This window comes from Paenarthrobacter sp. NEAU-H11 (assembly GCF_050573415.1).
GTDB lineage: Bacteria > Actinomycetota > Actinomycetes > Actinomycetales > Micrococcaceae > Arthrobacter.
The window spans coordinates 1-18,870 of sequence record NZ_JBNZGA010000003.1; the positions used below are offsets into that span (position 1 = coordinate 1).

An 18,870-nucleotide genomic window follows, 5' to 3' on the forward strand; every position below is an offset into this window, starting at 1 on the left:
AGCATTCGACGACGTTGACGGCGAGGCCGCCCATGGCCGTTTCCTTGTATTTGGAGCTCATGTCCTTGCCGGTCTCCCGCATGGTCACGATGACCTCGTCCAGCGAAACCCGGTGCGAGCCGTCGCCCCAGAGCGCCATCTTCGCCGCGTTGATCGCCTTCGCCGCCGCGATCGCGTTCCGTTCAATGCAGGGCACCTGCACCAGGCCCCCGATCGGATCACAGGTCAGGCCCAGGTTGTGCTCCATCGCGATCTCCGCGGCGTTCTCCACCTGCGCCGGAGTCCCGCCCATCACCTCCGCCAGCCCTGCGGCGGCCATCGACGACGCCGAGCCCACCTCGCCCTGGCAGCCCACCTCAGCCCCCGAAATCGACGCCTGCTCCTTGTACAGGACCCCCACCGCGCCCGCGGCGAGCAGGAACTTCACCACCACATCCTCCCGGTCCGCCCGGGACGCGTTCTCCATCCCCGGCGCGAAATGCAGCGCGTAATACAGCACCGCCGGGATGATCCCCGCCGCCCCGTTCGTCGGCGCCGTGACCACCCGCCCGCCCGAGGCGTTCTCCTCATTGACCGCCAGGGCGATCAAATTAACCCACTCCTGCCAATACTTCGGATCATGGAACTCGGCCCCGTCGCCTTCGTCCTCGGACCCGGCCGGCCGGGCGCTTTCCTTCCGCAGCCGGTCATACCAGTCCGGGGCCCGGCGGCGGACCTTCAACCCGCCCGGCAGCACCCCCTCACGCTTCAGCGACGCGGCCACACACCCCTCCATCACCGAATAGATGTGCAGCAGGCCCGCCCGGATCTCCCCCGGGGTGCGGCTGTCCTCCTCGTTCACCCGCATCACATCACTGATGCCCAGCCCCGTTTCCCGGCAATGCTCCAGCAACTCCGCCGCGGTCCGGAACGGCAACGGCAGCTCCTTCTTGGACTCCTCCAGCTCCAGCTGGGCCGCGTCCTCCTCACCCTCACGGACAATGAACCCGCCGCCCACCGAAAAGAACGTCGCCGCATGCAGAACCTCGCCCGACGCGTCGGAGACCGTGAACGTCATCCCGTTCGTGTGCCGCGGCAGGACAGTCAACGGCCGCAGCACCATATCCTTCACCCCGTACGGCAACGCCACCGCACCGGCCAGCTGCAGCAACCCCGTCTCCGCGATCGCCGCCAGCCGCTCCTCCACCTCCTCCGGCAAAATCAGCTCCGGATGGAACCCCTCCAAACCCAGCAAAATGGCCGTCATCGTCCCATGCCCGTGGCCCGTCGCCGCCAACGACCCATACAAATCCACCCGCAACGACGCCACCCCCGCCAGCACCCCCGAGCCCTTGAGCTCCTCAGCAAAAACAGCAGCAGCCCGCATCGGCCCCACAGTATGAGAACTCGAAGGTCCGATCCCAATCGAAAACAGATCAAAGACGCCAACGGCCATGGTGGGATTCCTAACGAGACGTGTAATAGGTGGGTGGAGCGTCACCAAGGCGACGTGGGCACGAGCGCCGGCGGAGCCGGGCTTTTCGGAAGCGTGCGTCAGAGGCGAGGAACGAGCCAGCACGCGTGAAAAGTCCGGTCCGCCGTCGCGGACGCAACCGAGGTCAGGACAGTGGTGCGACGCCCGGGTAGAGCGGGTGGGCTTTGGCGAGGGCTTCGACGCGGTGACGCAGCCCCGAAAGGTCGGCGTCGGCGTCGGCCGTCAATGCCTCGGCTATGATGTCCGCGACCTCGCGGAAGGCATCCTCGCCGAACCCGCGCGTTGCCAGCGCAGGCGTGCCGATCCGGAGGCCGGAGGTCACCATCGGTGGCCGCGGGTCGAAGGGGACGGCGTTGCGGTTGACGGTGATGTCGATGGCCGCGAGGCGGTCCTCGGCCTGCTGCCCGTCGAGCTCGCAGTTGCGCAGGTCGACCAGGACCAGGTGCACATCTGTGCCGCCGGAGACCACGCTGATGCCCTTGGCCGTGACGTCCGGCTGGACCAGGCGCTCGGCGAGGATCCGGGCGCCGGCAAGGACGCGCTGCTGGCGCTCCTTGAACTCGGCGGACGCGGCGATCTTGAACGCCACGGCCTTGCCCGCAATCACGTGCTCCAGCGGTCCGCCCTGCTGTCCGGGGAACACAGCCGAGTTGATCTTCTTGGCGATTTCGGCGTCGTTCGTCAGGATGATGCCGCCGCGCGGACCGGCGAGGGTCTTGTGCGTGGTGGACGTGGTCACGTGCGCGTGGGGCACCGGCGACGGGTGCAGGCCGGCGGCCACGAGCCCGGCGAAGTGCGCCATGTCCACCATGAGGTAGGCGCCCACGGAATCAGCGATGCGGCGGAACTCGGCGAAGTCCAGCTGCCGGGCGTAGGCGGACCAGCCGGCCACGATCAGCGCCGGCCTGGTCTCCTGGGCCAGGCGCTCCACCTCGGCCATGTCCACTGTGTGGGTGTCCTCGCGGACGCCGTAGGGGACCACGTTGTAGAGCTTGCCGGAGAAGTTGATCTTCATGCCGTGGGTGAGGTGCCCGCCGTGGGCAAGGTTCAGGCCCATGATGGTGTCGCCCGGCTTGATCAGCGCGTGCATCACCGAGGCGTTGGCCTGGGCGCCGGAGTGCGGCTGCACATTGGCGAACCCCGCGCCGAAGAGCGCCTTGATCCGGTCGATGGCGAGCTGTTCGATGACGTCCACGTGTTCGCAGCCGCCGTAGTAGCGCTTGCCCGGGTAGCCCTCGGCGTACTTGTTGGTCAGCACCGAGCCCTGCGCCTGCATGACGGCCACGGCGGTGTGGTTCTCGGAGGCGATCATCTCCAGGCCGTCGCGCTGGCGGGTGAGTTCGTCGTCGATCTTCGCGGCGATCTCCGGGTCCAGGGTGGAGAGGTCCGCGTCGAGACTCGGCGAAACCACCTGCTCGAAGGCCGTCACTGTACCGGTGCCTGCTGCCGCGCTGCTCACAGTTCGCCGCCGTTGGCTGCCGCGTATTCCTCAGCGGACATCAGCGGGCCTTCTTCGGTGACGGCCACCTTGAAGAGCCAGCCGGCGCCGTAGGGATCGTTGTTGATCAGGGCGGGGTCGGAGACCACTTCGTCGTTGATCTCGACAACTTCGCCGGTGACGGGAGCGTAGAGGTCGGAGACGGACTTGGTGGACTCCACCTCGCCGCAGGTCTCCCCCGCGGTCACGGTGGAGCCAACCTCGGGGAGGTCCACGTACACGATGTCGCCGAGGGCTTCGGCGGCCACAGCTGAGATTCCGACGCCGGTGGGCCCGGATCCGTCAGCAGCAACCCATTCGTGCTCGGCGGAGTACTTCAGTTCAGCAGCAACTTTTGCCATGTGTTTTTCCTTAGGTTCGTGTTTGAGAAAGTGAGGGAGCGTCGGCCCAAAACCCGCATCAAGTGAGAGAGCGTCGGCCCAAAACCCGCATTAAGTGAGAGAGCGTCGAGGGCCGGCGAGGCTGGCATCCGGCAGCATGCGTCAAAGCGACGAAGGAGCAGCATGCAGAGGATGTCAGCCCCGCCGGGGCGGGCGTTACTTCTGGCGCTTGTAGAACGGGAGTGCTACTACTTCGAAGGGCTCCGGCTTGCCGCGGAGGTCGATGTCCAGGGCGGTGCCGGGTTCTGAGTGTTCGACGTCGACGTAGGCCATCGCGATCGGGTACCCGAGGGTGGGTGAAGGCTGGCCGGAGGTCACCTCGCCCACGACGTTGCCGTCCTTGAGGACCGGGTAGTGGCTGCGGCCGGCGCGGCGGCCCAGGCCCTTGAGTCCCACGAGCTTGCGGCCGGACGTGGAGCCTGCGCCGAGTGCTTTGAGTTCGGCGAGCACGGCCTTGCCCACGAAGTCGGATTCCTTGGCCAGCGAAACCACGGGGCCCAGGCCGGCTGCGTAGGGGTTGCCTTCGCGGGAGAGCTCGTTGCCGTAGAGCGGCATGCCCGCTTCGAGGCGGAGCGAGTCGCGGCAGGCCAGGCCTGCGGGGATGAGCCCGTGGCCGGCACCAACTTCCAGCAGCGCGTCCCACAGACCGGCGGCGTCCTCATTGGGGATGTAGATCTCGAAGCCGTCCTCGCCGGTGTACCCGGTGCGGGCCAGCAGCAGGTCCTGCCCGTTAATTTCCACCTCGACGGCCGCGTAATACTTCAGCTCCGTCACCAGGGAGTGTTGATCCGCAGGAACGAGCGTCAGCAGGATGGCCTCGGCGTTCGGTCCCTGCACCGCGATGAGGGAGGTCTCGGCGGAAACGTCGTTTACGGTGACGTCGAAGCCGGCAGCCCGCTCGGCCAGCGCTGCGGCAACCACCGCAGCGTTGCCGGCGTTGGGCACCACAAGGTACTTGTCTTCACTCCGCCGGTAGGAAATGAGGTCGTCGATGATGCCGCCGTCTTCCTGGCAGATCAGCGAGTACTTGGCCTTGCCCACGGCAACCGCGGACAGCTTGCCGGCCAGGGCGTAGTCCAGGAAGGCTGCGGCGTCCGGGCCGGTAACCCACACTTCGCCCATGTGGGAGAGGTCGAACAGTCCGGCGGCGTTGCGGACAGCGTGGTGTTCGGCCAGCTCGGAGTTGTACTTCAGGGGCATCTGCCAGCCGCCGAAGTCGGTGAAGGATGCGCCGGCAATCTTGTGCTGCTCATAGAGCGCGGTGTAGTTCTCAGTCATCACGGAATCCTTAGTTCTCAAACTCGGAAAGAGGCGGGCAGGAGCAGACCAGGTTGCGGTCCCCTGCCGCGCCGTCGATGCGGCCGACGGGCGGGAAGTACTTGTCCTGCCGGAGCGATGCCACCGGGAAGGCGGCCTGTTCGCGCGGGTACGTCCGGTCCCATTCAGAGGAGACGACGGCGGCGGCCGTGTGGGGTGCGTTGCGCAGCGGGGACTTCTCAACGGTGAAGTCGCCGGCGGCCACCTGGTCGATTTCCTTGCGGATGGTGATCATGGCTTCGATGAAGCGGTCGATCTCCGCGAGGTCCTCGGACTCGGTGGGCTCCACCATCAGGGTGCCCGCCACCGGGAAGGACAGCGTGGGGGCGTGGAAGCCGAAGTCGATGAGCCGCTTGGCCACGTCCTCGGCCGTGACACCCGTGCGGGCGGTCAGCTCGCGCAGGTCAAGGATGCACTCGTGCGCAACGAGGCCGCTTTCACCGGTGTAGAGGACCGGGAAGTGCTCGTCCAGGCGGGCTGCGACGTAGTTCGCAGCCAAGAGCGCGGACTTGGTGGCCTCGGTCAGGCCCTGCCCGCCCATCAGCTTCACGTACGCCCAGGAGATCGGGAGCACACCGGCGGAGCCGAAGCGCGAAGCGGAAATCGCGACGCCATGCCCGGCTTCATGGGCGGCCTTGTTCGCGTCGCCCGGCATGAACGGTGCCAGGTGTGCCTTGGCAGCAACCGGGCCGACGCCGGGTCCGCCGCCGCCGTGCGGGATGCAGAAGGTCTTGTGCAGGTTCAGGTGGGAGACGTCGCCGCCGAACTTGCCCGGCTGGGCGAGGCCTACAAGTGCGTTCAGGTTGGCGCCGTCAACGTACACCTGGCCGCCGGCGGCGTGGATCGCGTCGCACACCTCGCGGACATCGGAGTCGTACACGCCGTGCGTGGACGGGTACGTGATCATGATGGCCGAGAGGACGTCCTTGTGGGCCTCGATCTTGGCCTGCAGGTCGGCGTGGTCGATGGTGCCGTCTGCAGCGGTGGCAACAACCACAACCTTCATGCCCGCGAGCACGGCGGAGGCGGCGTTGGTGCCGTGCGCCGATGCCGGGATCAGGCAGACGTTGCGCTGCTGGTCCCCACGGGAGTGGTGGTAGCCGCGGATCGCCAGCAGGCCGGCGAGCTCGCCCTGGGAGCCGGCGTTGGGCTGGATGGATACCTGGTCGTAGCCGGTGATTTCGGCGAGGTCGGCTTCCAGGCCCGCAATCAGTTCGCGCCAGCCCTCGGTCTGGGAGTCGGGGGCGAACGGATGGATAGAGGCGAACTCCGGCCAGGAGATGGCTTCCATCTCGGCGGTGGCGTTCAGCTTCATGGTGCAGGAGCCCAGCGGGATCATGGTGCGGTCCAGTGCCAGGTCCCGGTCGGAGAGGCGGCGGATGTAGCGCAGCAGCTGGGTCTCGGAACGGTGCGTGTTGAACACCGGGTGCTGCAGGTAGCTGGAGGTGCGCAGCACCGATTCGGGCAGCTCGAAGCCCTCACCGGACACAACCGGACCGGCGCCAAAGGCGACGGCAACCGCGGCGAGGACCTCCGGCGTCGTGGTTTCATCAACGGAAACGCCAACGGTGTCCGCGTCGATGAGGCGCAGGTTGATGCCGCGGGCTTCGGCGGCGGTGATCACCTTGGCGGCCTTGCCGGGAACACTGACCGTGAGGGTGTCGAAGAAGGTGTCGGACACCAGTTCGCGGCCGGCGGTCTTCAGCGTGGCGGCCAGGGCGCGGGCGTTGTTGTGGACAGTCTCGGCGATCGCCTTCAGGCCGTCGGGGCCGTGGTAGACGGCGTAGAAGGAGGAGACGATGGCCAGCAGCGCCTGCGCGGTGCAGATGTTGGACGTGGCCTTCTCGCGGCGGATGTGCTGCTCGCGGGTCTGCAGTGCCAGGCGGTAGGCCGGGACGCCGGCGTTGTCCTTGGAAACGCCCACGATGCGGCCGGGGAGGGTGCGTTCCATGCCGTCGCGGACGGCCATGTAGGCGGCGTGCGGCCCCCCAAAGAACAACGGCACGCCAAAACGCTGGGTGGAGCCGACGGCGATGTCCGCGCCCTGCTCGCCCGGCGGGGTAATGAGGGTGAGGGCCAGGAGGTCGGCGGCGACGGTGACCAAGGCGCCGCGGTCCTTGGCTTCGGCGATGACGGCGGACTGGTCCCAGACGCGGCCGGAGACGCCGGGCTGCTGCAGGACGACGCCGTTGATGTCGCCGTCGGGAAGTCCGTTGGTGAGGTCTGCAATTTCCACCTCAAAGCCCAGGGCTTCGGCACGGCCCAGCACGATGGCGATAGTCTGCGGCAGGAGGTCGGCGTCGAGGACGGTCTTGCCGTCCTTCGCCGTCTTGGACTTGTTGGCGCGGCGCATCAGCAGCACGGCTTCGGCGACGGCGGTGGCTTCGTCGAGGAGGGAGGCGTTGGCCACCGGGAGCGCGGTGAGGTCCTGGACCATGGTCTGGAAGTTCAGCAGCGCCTCGAGCCGGCCCTGGGAAATCTCCGGCTGGTACGGGGTGTAGGCGGTGTACCAGGCGGGGGCTTCAAGGATGTTGCGGCGGATCACCGGCGGCGTCACGGTGTCGTAGTAGCCCTGGCCGATCATCTGCACGGCCGTCTTGTTCTTGCCGGCCAGCTTGCGGAGCTCGGCGAGGACCTGCACTTCGCTGAGGGCGCCCTCAAGGGTGAGCGGCTTGTCCTGGCGGATGGAATCCGGAACTGCGCTGTCCACGAGGCCATCAAGGGTGTCGTAGCCGACGGCCTTGAGCATGGTGTCGATGTCGGACTGGCGGCGCGCGCCGATATGGCGGTCTGCGAAGGTGGTTGGGGACGATTGAACCGTCATGAGAGGAACTCCATAATTCAGGTGGCAACCGGTGCCACTTTGATTCGGGTTCCTCCCCGCTCTGTATTGGACCTGAGAGTTTTGCGTTGCCCTGCTGTTCAGCGGGGCGCCACTTGCACCGTCGGTGAGCCCGGTTGCCCGGACTGCTTTCCAGAGTTGCCTTGCCGCGGCGGTACGTGGGCCTGAGAGATTCCTGGGGAGGATTTGCTCCTACGGCGCCTGCAGAACGTACCGGCAGGACTCTCCCGCCGCAGATCATAAGCACGTGCCACTGGTCGGTGACACGGCTCACACCTTACCGGGTTATGGGGCTGGATGCAAAATTCGCGTCTTTCCAAGGCAGGCTTACGACGGCGGGACGCGCCGGACGTGCTCGAAGGCATGAGGTGCACGGAGGCAGTGCAATTAGGAAGCTTCCGGAAGTTCTAGCGGGAGGCTTCCCTGCCCAGCCGGTACCCCGCCCAGAACGCCAGGACGAGCAGTCCGACGACGGCGACGGCCAGGCCGATCTGTGTACCTTGGGTAACCAAGGCGATGCCGCTGCCGCTGAAAAGCTGGTTGCTCAGCGGCGCGTAGGCGAACCAGCCGAAGCTGGCGTCCGCGTTGCTCCATGCGACGAGGCACCCCGCCACTACCGTCACAAGGCCAGCGATGGGAACGACGGCGGCAAGAACCCGGGCAGGCGGCGGAGTTTTGCGGTCTTCAGGTGCGTTGTTGTCCCCCATGCAGGCGAGTCTAGCCGGGCCGCCCCCGGCGTCCGGCTCCGGGGCAAGACAGGCTCCGGGCAGCGGGTTTAGGCTGGGCGGATGTTGACCATAGGCAGCACCGTCCTCGGCGTCAACGACGTCGCCCGCGCAACCGCCTTTTGGCACGCCGCCCTCGGCTACGTCCCGCAGGAGCCCGGGGACGAAACCTGGGTGATCTTAGTGCCGGCTTCGGGCCCGGGAGCGCAGCTCGCCCTCATGCTGAGCGAAACGCCGGTCCAGGAGCACCCGCGCATTCACCTGGACCTGTATGCGGACGATCAGGGCGCCGAGGTGCAACGGCTGGTTTCACTCGGCGCCCAGCGCGTCGACTGGGACCTGTACCCGGAGAACCCCGATTTCGTGGTCCTCGCCGACCCCGACGGCAACAGGTTCTGCGTCGTTGACAAAAGTCCGCGGTAGCCCCGCCGTCGAACCTTGAACTTCCGGCCGGGTCAGTTTTCAGGCAGTTGCCCGGCCAGCCCCTGCAGTGATGGTTCCCGGCCCAGCTCCACATGGGCGAACGCCAGCGCTGCCGCAAGTTCGGCCTTGCCGTCATAGATGGCCCGGCACAGGCTCAGGTGCTCCGCGCACTGGACCTGGGGATCACGATGCCCGGTCAGGGTGAAGAGCCACTGCATCCTGCCCAGCAGAGGCTTCATGGAGTACTCCAGCAGCGAGTTGCCTCCCATCGAGACGATCTCCGCGTGCAGGGCCGTGTTGATGAGCGGGATCTCCGTGTGGTCGTGGCGCAGGGTTGCTTCTTCGGCCTTGTCCATCATGTGCTGCAGGCGCGCTGTGGACTCACCCCGGGCGGCGGCCTGGGCGGCGAGCCGCGCGGCGAGGACCTCGAGGCTGAGCCGGACATCAAAGAGTTCATTGACGTCCCTCAGGGTGATCTGCTTGACGGTGGCCCCGCGCCGTGGCGAGGTGTCAATGAAACCTTCGGCTTCCAGCTGCTGGAGGGCTTCGCGGACGGGGACCCGGGAAACGTCCAGGGCCTGTGACAGCTCGCGTTCCCTGAGCCGTGAACCGGGCGCGAAGTCACCCGAGATGATCAACTCCCGGATCCGTGCACGGGTAGCATCAGCCGAAGACGCGGGTGCGTCCGCCTGGGTACTCAAAGATGCCTCCTGTTGGTTCCAGTGCCCTGCTTCCGGGCTGCCTCAGTTATTCAGCTCCACGCGGGTGCCGACCCCCTGGTTGAGTGCAGCGTCATACAGGAGCCTCCCGATGGCAAGGTCCTGCAGGCCGATACCCACCGAATTGAACAAGGTTATGTCCTCATCCCCCAGACGGCCTGCTTTTATCCCGGCCGCCACGTCACCAAGTTCGGCTTCCACATCGTCAAAGCCCATGACGCCTTCAGCCACAGGGACGATCAGTCCCCCTGACTTCGCTTGGGCCGTGGCCAGGCTGTCCACGAAGACCCGCGCCCGCGCCATACCCGCTGAGTCAATCTCCCGGTGGTCAGGCCGCGGACGGGATCCGACGGCGTTGACGTGCAGTCCGGGCTGGAACCACTCCCCCTTGACCAGCGGCTCAACCGCTGGCGTGAGGGTGCACAGCACGTCCGAGTTCTCAACAACTTCCTGCACACTGGCGGCCCGCGTGATGTGCAGCCCGTATGAGGAAATCCGGTCACAGAACGCAGCGACCGTCTCAGTGGAACGGGACCACACCACGACATTTTTTATCGGCAGGACGGCCAGCATGGCTTCCACATGTGCCACCGCCAGGGCCCCCGCCCCCACCAACCCCAAGGTGGCACTCCCGGGCCTGGCAAGCAGCTTGGTCGCCACCGCGCTGGCAGCGGCCGTACGGACCCGGGTGGGGACTTTACCGTCCAGGATGGCCAGTGTTTCACCGGTCAGCTGGCTTACGAGCATGATGGTGGACCGCTGCGAGGGCAGGCCGGCCCCACCGTTGGACGGGATGTCCGCCAGTAGTTTCACGGATGCCAGCTCCTCCGGCCCGGACAGCGCCGCCATCGGCAGGAACCGGGCATCCGACGACGGCAGGAGGAGCGAATCCGGCGCGGGCTGGACAGCGGTACCTCGGCTCAGGCCGGCAAAGACGCGTTCGACGGCGGCAATGGTTCCGGGCATATCGGCCAGGGTTTCGAGCTCGGAGGCTTTGAGGATCAGGGTCATGGGGGTCGCTTTCGGAATGGAAGGGGGCGTTAGCTTGGGCGGTCAGGGTTGGCGGGGAAACCCCGCCCTGAGAGGCACGGTGGCTCAGAGGCTGTTCCTGACAAGGACTCCCTGCGCCACCACGGCCCGGATTCCTTCCAAGGCAGAGCCGCTGGACAGGGGATCAGAGTCCACAATGACGGCGTCCGCGAAGGAACCGGGCACCAGCCGGCCGGCGTTTTCACTCCAGCCCAGCAGCGCGGCGGCATTGACCGTGGCGGCCCTCAGGGCTTCCAGGGGGGAAAGCCCGGCCTCACTCAACAGGCGGACTTCCGTGCCGATCGGAGTCACGTCGGATCCGAACGAGTCCGTCCCCGCAACGACGGTCACGCCGGCATCATGGGCGGCTTTCACGGCTGCTTTGATGATGGGTGTGTACTCCTTGCCCCGGGCGGCAAGGATTGGGTTGGACGAACCCGCCATGCTGGTGATGGCATCCATGGTGGGTGTGAAGTACGTCCCCTGCCTGGACATCCGGGAGATGGTCTCTTCGGTGACGAAGACTCCGTGCTCGATGCTGCGCACCCCTGCCCGGACCGCGCCGTCTATCCCTTCGGCACTGTAGGCATGGCACAGCACACCCGCTTTGCCTGCCGCCTTGACCACGGCGGAGAGCTGATCGTAGTTGTAGACCAGCTCACGGGGATCCTGCTCCGGCAGGCCCGCCCGGGGGTTGGCCCTTGTCTTAATCACCTGCGCGCCGCGGTTCAGGTTCACGCGCGTGAGGTAGGCGAGATCGCCCGTTTCCCTGACTCCGCCAGCCAGGGAGGCAAGGGGTGCAAGGTCAGGGTCGGCGAGGAGCGAGTCCCCCAGCTCGGGTGAGACGAACAGCCCGGCAGGGCTCATCCGGGGCGAGGCTCCGGCGGCCCAGGCAGGCAGGGCGGCCAAGGCGACGTCCTGGTAAAAGCTGCTCGAGCCGCTCCTGACGCTGGTTGCTCCGCCCTGCAGAATGGCGCGCGCATCCGACAGCGCGTTCGCATGGACATGCACGTCGATGAGTCCTGGAATGACCCAGCGGCCGGAGGCGTCCACCACGTGTGCCCGCCCGGCAAGCGCGGCCACTGCACGTCGCGTTTCCTCCCGGGTACCGACCGCACTGACCTTTCCTCCTTCCAGCACCAGGACGCCGTCATAGACAGCGTCGCCGGTCTGGGGATCCACGATGGTGCCGCCTTCGATGATCATCGGCGGCGGCGAAGCGGGACGCCCACGGCGGCCGGGGCCTGCCGTGTTGCCCTCCGCTTTCGCCGCCGGGGCATTTCCCAGCTGGGCGGCAAGGCTGGCCACCGAGATCCCGGCGAGGGCGGCTGCTCCGGCGAGGATCCCGCGGCGCGGAACGGCCGGGGAAGGGAGGGCGGCGGGGGTGTGGTCGTGCAGGCACATGGTTTCTCCAAAGGGATGAGCCCTGCGGCGGAAGCGCGGGGTCCGTGGACGGGTCAATGTCAAGCGATTGGCGGGGGCGGTCGAGCTTCGCCCCCTACGTACTGGTGGCCCCGAATGCGTTCACAATAGCCCCACTGGTATACCAAGGACTAGCGTGGGCGGGAATGCGAATTGCCGGAGCCAGGTTAGGAAACGCCTGCCGGAGCGACGATGTCCGCTGGCGGATACGTGGGCGGAAACAGCTCATCAGGGTCCCGGCGCCGGCTGTCCCGCTCGGAGTAGGCTGCCCGCATCCGGTCGAACAGTTGCTGCCCCTCGGCCCGCAGGGACTCGAGGTCCAGGCCGGGCAGCGTGCCGTCGACGACGACGGCACGCCCGGCCACGAAGGTATCGGTCACCTGGCGGGCCGTGCCGTTCAGCACGAGTGTGCGCAGCGGGTCCTCGACGACACCATCTGCGAAGCCGGCCAGCGAGACTACCGTAATGTCCGCCTGCATACCGGGCGCAAGCCTTCCCAGGTCCGGCCGCCCAAGGGCCGTGGCCCCGCCGAGGGTGGCGGCGTCGAAGTAGTCAGCCAGGGCGCCTGCGTCGGGCCTTTCCTCGACCAGCCGGGTCAGGTGCATCCCCACGTCGATGCCCCGAACCAGGTCCGGAGGGAAGGAATCGGTGCCCAGGCAGAGATTGACGCCGGCCTCGCGGAAACGGTCGAATGACACAAGCTGCTTCTGGTAGCGGAAGGACGTCAAGGGGCAGTGGACAATGCTGACGCCGTGCCTGGCCAGCAGGTCCAACGGGCCTCCGGCGGCCGCCGCAGCAGGATTCCTGGCGTCAATCACCACGCCGTGAGGAATGAGGAGGCGGGTGCCGAAAAGGCCCGTGGATTCCAGAAGTTCCAGCACGCTGCGCCCGGCAGAGCGCAGCAACAGCCCGTCTTCCAGGGGAGATTGCAGACAGTGCAGCCGCACGAGGGCGTCCCGCTCACGGGCAATCCGGGCAGTCTCCCGCATGAGGTTTTCGGACAAGGTCTCAATCCGGCACGGGAGCAGGACGCCCGTGATAAGCGGGTCCGCGAGGTCAGCCGCGAAGTCCAGGAAATCCTGTGCGTCCTGCAGCCCGGCAACCCCGCGGGCCTCATCGAAGTGGACTTCGCGGTCCCCCGCCGCAGTGGTGACGTGGACCCCCGACCGGTAGGCCGGCCCGAGGTAGCCCCGGAGTCCGATCCGACGGCTGGTCCGCGCCATGTCCACCAGTTCATCGAGCCCTTCGGCCCAGGAGCTGTGGATCTCCGAGGCAATCGGCATATAGGTGGTAATGCCGTGCAGTGCCAGTTGCGCCAGCGCGAACTCCCGCACCTTGGCGCGTTCAGCCGGGCTGAACACATCCCGGCGGTTGTTGGCAAAGTAGTTCTCGGACCACAAGTGGCCGGCGGCAACTTCAGGCGAAGGCCACGAGTCGAGGATGAGGTGGTCGATGTCGGCGAGCGCATCCAGGTCAATCAGTCCGGGGATGACCAGGCTCTTGCCGTAGTCGCGTTCCTCATCCACGGGACCGTCATAGCCGCGGCCGACAAAGACGATGACAGCACCTTCGAACACGACTTCGCCGTGCTCAATGAGGGTGTGCTGTTTTCCATCAAAACCCAGAACGTACCGGGCGGAGATTTTCGTGTACATCGTGCCTCCTTGCACCTGGGCGCCGGGCGTGGGTTCCGGGCGCCTACAAAAATGTGACTTGCCTCTCACTGGGTACGAGTATACAGTCTTTTGGTATACCAGAGCGACATTCCCGAAACCTGGGCTGTATATCGCTCGCTCCTCCCCGTTCCCCCTCGAAAGGCCTGCGTCATGCGCAATGAAGCGAAGACCACAGGCGGCACCGCATCCGTCCTAGTGGACGCGGTACCGTCGCATACTTTCCGTGCCCGCCCCGCCCTGTGGTTCGCAATGATCGCGCTATCCACCGCCGTTTGTGCCGCGGCCATCATGATCGGAACCCATAAATTCCACCTCGGCCCCGCCGCGATTGTCCTGATGCCAATCCTGTGGACCGTGCTCATCGGCGGCTTCCTGGGAGTCCAGAGATGGAAACCAATCGGCGGGCGTGCCCGTGCGGTGTCCACCCACCTCATGGATGTCTCCATCGTGTTCTTCCTCGCGGGCCTCGGCACGCAGATCGGGCCGTCCTTGACGAAGTTCACGAACATCGGTCCCGCGATCCTGCTGCAGGAGGTGGGCCATGTGGTGGGCACAGTGATCCTGGCACTGCCGGTCGCGGTTGCGCTTGGCCTGGGCCGCACAGCCATCGGTGCCACGTGGTCGATTGACCGCGAGTCCTACCTTGCTTTCGCGATCCAGCGCTTTGGCGTCCGTTCCCCCGAGTACCGCGGCGTATTCGCGGTGTGGGTTTTGGGCAGTGTATTCGGTGCCGTGTTCATCTCGCTGTTGGCGGGCCTTCTGGGTGGACTGGACTTCTTTGACCCGCGGGCCCTCGCGCTGGGTCTTGGACTCGGGTCCGCCTCCATGATGCTCGGCGGCGTGGGTGCCCTGTCCATCCTGTATCCGGAGATGGCGGGCGAGATCATGGCCCTTGCTGCCCTGTCCAATCTGGTGACCAACATCGTCGGCTTCTACGCCGGCGTTTTCATCGCGCTGCCTATGTGCCAGAAGCTTTACACGATGTGGTCCCGCATTTTCGGGCGGGACGATCTGGGCCGCCGTGTCCGCGGCGGCGCTCTCCTTGGTTCCGCAGCTGGTGGCAAAACAGGCGGATCCGCCCACGCGCGCTCCGGCGCGGCCGCTGTGGAAGCGGATGAGCCGGCCGTCACTGACACCGTGGACGTCAACGGCATCGAAGCGGACCCCACTGTTCTCCGTTCCCCCAAGACGTGGCTCACCGCCTTCGCCGCGACGGGAGTGGCAGGCATCCTGCTGAACACGCTGGGCACGGGTTCAATGCGACCGCTGGATGTGGTCGGCGTGACCATCCTGCTGGTCCTTACTGCCATCGCCCTGGTCCTCGCCAGGCTCGTTCCGGCGGTTCCGTCCAGCATCTGGGTCCTTGCCCTTGCAACGATTGCGTCCGCGACGTTCCTGCCCATCGGCCCCTTCATCGCCTCCACCACGCAGAACATCAACGTCCTCTTCGCAGGCCTGCCAATGATCGCCCTGATCGGCATGTCACTGGGCCGTGATGTGAAGGCACTCCGCTCACTGAGCTGGAAGATCATCATCGTCGCCCTGATGACCTTCACCGCGAGCTTCGTTGCCGCCGCAGTGATCGCGCAGGTCGCCTTCCATTTCTAGTCCATACTGCGGGGAAGGCGGCGGGCCTCCGGGCCCGGTGCCTTCCCCCCGCCGTTAACACCACAGACCCTTAACCGGGACAGCACTGCAAAAGGATCGAACCATGCTCATCACCAATGTCCGCCCGTGGGGCGGGGACGCCGTAGACCTGGAAATTAGCGCGGGGCGGATCGCGGCCATCCGTGCGGTGGGGACCGGCGCCGTAACTGGTGACGCTTCCGGCCGGAAGCTGGACGGGCGCGGCCGGATTGCCCTCCCTGCATTCACGGATGTGCACGTCCACCTTGACTCGACCCGGATCGGGCTGCCCTTCCGTGAGCACACCGGTTCGCCGGGGGTGTGGAACATGATGTGCAATGACCGGAAGAACTGGCGCGACACCCCCATCCCCTACCCCGATGTTGTGGCGGGGACGCTGGAACGGATGATTGCACGCGGCACCACGCGCGTCCGCTCCTATGCCCAGATCGATGTGGACTGCAAGCTTGAACGCTTCGAGGCAGTCATGGCCGCGAAGGAGCGCTTTGCCCATGCTGCAGACGTGGAGATCATGGCGTTTCCCCAGGCCGGCCTCCTGCAGGAGGAAGGCACTGTCCCGCTGCTCGAGGAGGCACTGCGTGCGGGGGCCACGACCATCGGAGGCATCGACCCCTGCCAACTGGACCGCGATCCCGCCCGCCATCTGGAAATCGTGTTCGGCCTGGCGGAGAAGTACGGGGCCGACGTCGATATTCACCTTCACGAACCCGGGCACCTTGGCGTCTTCAGCGCCGAACTTGTCTTCGAACGCACCCGGGCGCTGGGCATGCAGGGACGCGTGTCGCTTTCCCACGCTTACGATCTGGCCAACGTCCACCCGGATGTGACTGCCCGCCTCATGGAGCAGATGGCCGAACTGGACGTAGCCTGGGCGACAGTGGCCCCGGCAACCGCCGGCACCCAGTTCGACCTGGTCCAGATGACCGCGGCCGGGATCCGCGTGGGTCTTGGCGAGGATGGCCAACGGGACTACTGGAGCCCATACGGCAACTGCGACATGCTGGACCGCACCTGGCAATTGGCCTTCACCCACCGGCTGCGCCAGGACCGCCTGATTGAGCACTGCGCGGCGATCGCCACCATTGGCGGCGCCGCCATCATGGACCGGACGGTTCAACGCCTCACCGGCCCGGATGACCGGCCCGGCCTCGCTGTTGGAGATGCGGCAGACATCGTCATTGTGGACGGCGAAACCGTCACCAGCACCGTCATGGACCGCGGCACGGACCGTACCGTCATCCACGCCGGCAGGCTCGTCGCCGACGGTTTGGTTGTCCTTGCGGAACCGGCCGCCTGACCCACGCGCTGTCCCTGATGCTTTCCGGACGGAGAAAGCAAAGCGGACGACGGCGGGAACCTCCCGCCGTCGTCCGCTGATGTTTTGCGATCCTCCCGCTAGACCTTTGCGGGTTCAGCCACCTTCAGGGGCTCGATCTTGCCCATCACGAAGAGGTAGTTGGCGGCGCCGACCAGGGCCACCCCACCGATGACGGCAAGCGGGGCCACGAAGGAGCCTGTCTGGTCCACCAGGACGCCGATCAGGATCGGGGTGAAGATGCCGGCCAGGTTGGAGGCGAAGTTCTGGAGGCCGCCGATGGAGCCCACGTGGCGTGAGCTGGGGGCAACATCTGCCGGAAGCGACCAGATGCCGGTTGCTGCGACCGTCAGGCTGGAATACGCCACCGACAGCAGGGCCAGCGCCATCCAGGCCTCGGGCACCAGCGCAGCGAACATGATGACCGAGCCGCCGGTCAAGCCGCCGGCGATGGCGGTCTTGCGGACCCGGGTCACCGAGACGCCGCGCTGGACGGCGCGGTCTGCAACGTACCCCGCCAGCCAGCCGAACAGCACGGCGCAGATTCCGGGGATGGCTCCGAAGAAGCCGAGCTTGAGCAGGTCGAAGCCGCGCTCCTTCACCAGGTAGCTCGGGAAGAAGGTGATGAAGAAGTAGATGGCACTGTTGAGGCAGAAGAAGCCGAACATCATGCTCAGGACGGTCCGGTACTTGAACAGCGAGCGCCACGGAAGCTTGGCGGCGCCCTCGTCATCGCTTGCGGCGCTGCGCGCACCGCCTTCCTGGATGTAGGCAATCTCGGCGGCGTCCGCCGTCGGGTGCTCTTCGGGGCTGCGGTACACCTTCCACCAGACCGCGGCCCAGATGATGCCGGCAATGCCGATGATGATGAACACGGCGTGCCATGACGTGAAGGCAACAATCAGGGTCACGATCGGCAGGGCGATCACCGCGCCGACACGGGAGCCGGAGTCCCAGATGCTCGTGGCAAACGCACGCTCCCGGACCGGGAACCAGGTGGCCACCACCTTGGCCGCGGTGCTGGGGGCGGGGCTTTCGCCAACGCCCAGCAGGAACCGGGCGGCGAAAAGGGACCAGAAGTTCGTCGCCGCAGCGGTGACCATGGTGAAGATGGACCACCATACGGCCGCGAGGGAGAACGACCTGCGCGGACCCACTTTGTCCACGTACCAGCCGGCAGCCAGCTGGCAGAAGTCGTAGGCCCAGAAGAAGGCCGCGAAGATCAGGCCCTGCTGGGTTGCCGAGAGCTCGAAGTCCTTGCCCATGAACGGCAGCGCGACACTAAGGCTGGAGCGGTCAAGGTAGTTGATGCTCAGGCCAATGAAGGCGAGCCAGATGATCATCCAGCGTTTTCGGGTCATGGTGCGGGGAGCCTTGGGGGAAGTTTTGGGGGCAAGCCTACTGCCTAGAGCAGTCATGCGGTCTCCTTTGACGTAAACATGGGCTTCGGGCGACACGGCACAGGGAGGGCCGGGGCGCGCTTGTTGGGGAAACGATCATATAGGAATGCGGTTAATCATATATAGAAAGTGATCCAAGACAAGTCCCCCGCCCAAAAAACTTCCGCGAGCACCCGGAACCGGCCGGTGGCTTATGATTCCCACAGCGACTCCGGCAACACACTGCAAAGAGGTAAACGCGTGCCACCACGTCAACCGTCCGAGACTTCCCGCATCAAAGCAGCCGTCACCGACGTCTACTCCGCGATGCGCGCGTCAATCCTCAACGGGGAAATCGAACCGGGCACCCGGATCAACATCGACGCCGTTTCCCGCACCATGGGCGTATCCCAGACGCCGGTCCGGGAAGTGCTCCAGCGGCTCGAGGGCGACAACCTGGTGGTCTACACCCCCGGGCGCGGCTACAGCACCACTCCCCTGCTGGGCCTGGACGAACTGCGGTCACTGTTTGAATTCCGGCTGCTGGTGGAGCCGTGGGCCGCCCGCGCGGCAGCAGTGGACCGGCTCGCAAACCCCGCCAGGGCGCTGGAGAAAGAACTGGCCGCCTTCCAGGGCGTGATGAGGGGCGGAGGTGACCTGCGGCAGGACCTCGTTGCGCATGACACGCGCTTCCACGACACCATCCTTGCCGCAGCCGGGAACCCTGTGGTCCGGCACGCCTTCGCCCAGACGCACTGCCACCTGCATACCTTCCGCCTCTACCCGGCAGACGTTGACGGGGCCAGCACCATGGCCGAGCATTCCGCCGTCCGGGAAGCCATCCAGGCCTGCCGGCCGGAGGAGGCGGAGGCGGCGATGGCACAGCACATCAGGAATTCCTTCACCCGCTTCGCCCAGGCGTTCGAGGGAACAGTGGAGCTCGAGCCCCTTGAGGAAGGCGGCCCGCCCAGGACCCGCATCGTGTGACTCCAGGCCAGCAATCACAGGGAAGCCCGGCAACCTG

At 66.3% G+C, this 18,870-nt stretch carries 15 protein-coding genes and 2 riboswitches; of the genes, 4 read left to right on the top strand and 11 right to left on the bottom strand.

The annotated features are described in order from the left end of the window. The 6 genes from ACQ3DC_RS04760 to ACQ3DC_RS04785 form a co-directional block, all read right to left on the bottom strand. On the bottom strand, positions 1–1,435 hold a 1,435-nt coding region (locus ACQ3DC_RS04760), incomplete at its 3' end, for an L-serine ammonia-lyase (RefSeq protein WP_430751679.1). Between the two features lie 163 nt (positions 1,436–1,598). Next, entirely contained in the window at positions 1,599–2,933 is a 1,335-nt protein-coding gene (gene glyA, locus ACQ3DC_RS04765) for a serine hydroxymethyltransferase (protein ID WP_430751680.1), read from the bottom strand. Then, positions 2,930–3,313: a glycine cleavage system protein GcvH gene (gene gcvH, locus ACQ3DC_RS04770; RefSeq protein WP_157240929.1), complete on the bottom strand. Its 384-nt coding sequence runs from the start codon at positions 3,311–3,313 to the stop codon at positions 2,930–2,932. Before gcvH ends, glyA begins: the two co-directional genes overlap by 4 nt. A 195-nt stretch (positions 3,314–3,508) precedes the next feature. Next, a complete protein-coding gene (gene gcvT / locus ACQ3DC_RS04775; RefSeq protein WP_430751681.1) occupies positions 3,509–4,630 on the bottom strand; it encodes a glycine cleavage system aminomethyltransferase GcvT in 1,122 nt (373 codons plus the stop codon). 10 nt (positions 4,631–4,640) lie between these two features. Next, a complete protein-coding gene (gene gcvP / locus ACQ3DC_RS04780) occupies positions 4,641–7,493 on the bottom strand; it encodes an aminomethyl-transferring glycine dehydrogenase (protein ID WP_430751682.1) in 2,853 nt (950 codons plus the stop codon). Between the two features lie 51 nt (positions 7,494–7,544). Continuing rightward, a riboswitch (glycine riboswitch) is annotated at positions 7,545–7,652 on the bottom strand. Between the two features lies 1 nt (position 7,653). Further along, a riboswitch (glycine riboswitch) is annotated at positions 7,654–7,751 on the bottom strand. Positions 7,752–7,918: 167 nt separating this feature from the next. Beyond that, positions 7,919–8,218 (bottom strand): hypothetical protein, encoded by a 300-nt coding sequence (locus tag ACQ3DC_RS04785; RefSeq protein ID WP_323058177.1) that lies wholly within the window; start codon positions 8,216–8,218, stop codon positions 7,919–7,921. An 81-nt stretch (positions 8,219–8,299) separates the two neighbouring features. Here ACQ3DC_RS04785 and ACQ3DC_RS04790 point away from each other — a divergent pair, with 81 nt between their 5' ends. Then, positions 8,300–8,659, top strand: coding sequence for a VOC family protein (locus tag ACQ3DC_RS04790; protein WP_157240920.1), 360 nt, complete (start codon positions 8,300–8,302; stop codon positions 8,657–8,659). Positions 8,660–8,691: 32 nt separating this feature from the next. Here ACQ3DC_RS04790 and ACQ3DC_RS04795 read toward each other — a convergent pair whose 3' ends face one another. The 4 genes from ACQ3DC_RS04795 to ACQ3DC_RS04810 all read right to left on the bottom strand — a co-directional run bounded on the left by ACQ3DC_RS04795 (position 8,692) and on the right by ACQ3DC_RS04810 (position 13,484). Next, complete coding sequence (locus ACQ3DC_RS04795; RefSeq protein WP_157240917.1) at positions 8,692–9,360, bottom strand: GntR family transcriptional regulator; 669 nt, start codon at positions 9,358–9,360, stop codon at positions 8,692–8,694. 42 nt (positions 9,361–9,402) lie between these two features. Then, a complete protein-coding gene (locus ACQ3DC_RS04800) occupies positions 9,403–10,389 on the bottom strand; it encodes an ornithine cyclodeaminase family protein (protein WP_323058179.1) in 987 nt (328 codons plus the stop codon). A gap of 84 nt (positions 10,390–10,473) precedes the next feature. Further along, positions 10,474–11,811: an amidohydrolase family protein gene (locus ACQ3DC_RS04805; protein WP_157240912.1), complete on the bottom strand. Its 1,338-nt coding sequence runs from the start codon at positions 11,809–11,811 to the stop codon at positions 10,474–10,476. 185 nt (positions 11,812–11,996) lie between these two features. Continuing rightward, positions 11,997–13,484, bottom strand: a complete 1,488-nt coding sequence (locus tag ACQ3DC_RS04810) for an amidohydrolase family protein (RefSeq protein ID WP_430751683.1) — start codon at positions 13,482–13,484, stop codon at positions 11,997–11,999. A 171-nt stretch (positions 13,485–13,655) separates the two neighbouring features. Between ACQ3DC_RS04810 and ACQ3DC_RS04815 the strand changes: the two genes are divergently transcribed. After that, on the top strand, positions 13,656–15,113 hold the full coding sequence (locus ACQ3DC_RS04815; RefSeq protein ID WP_430751684.1) for a DUF3100 domain-containing protein: 1,458 nt from the start codon (positions 13,656–13,658) through the stop codon (positions 15,111–15,113). A 103-nt stretch (positions 15,114–15,216) separates the two neighbouring features. Beyond that, the gene (locus tag ACQ3DC_RS04820) at positions 15,217–16,449 is read left to right on the top strand and encodes an amidohydrolase family protein (RefSeq protein ID WP_157240907.1); all 1,233 of its coding nucleotides are present in this window, start codon (positions 15,217–15,219) and stop codon (positions 16,447–16,449) included. A gap of 98 nt (positions 16,450–16,547) precedes the next feature. On the opposite strand, the gene ACQ3DC_RS04825 is transcribed toward ACQ3DC_RS04820, so the two are convergent. Beyond that, positions 16,548–17,885, bottom strand: coding sequence for an MFS transporter (locus tag ACQ3DC_RS04825; RefSeq protein ID WP_157240905.1), 1,338 nt, complete (start codon positions 17,883–17,885; stop codon positions 16,548–16,550). A 222-nt stretch (positions 17,886–18,107) separates the two neighbouring features. On the opposite strand from ACQ3DC_RS04825, the gene ACQ3DC_RS04830 reads away from it, so the two are divergent. Next, on the top strand, positions 18,108–18,833 hold the full coding sequence (locus ACQ3DC_RS04830; protein WP_321214471.1) for a GntR family transcriptional regulator: 726 nt from the start codon (positions 18,108–18,110) through the stop codon (positions 18,831–18,833). The last annotated feature ends 37 nt before the right edge of the window (positions 18,834–18,870 follow it).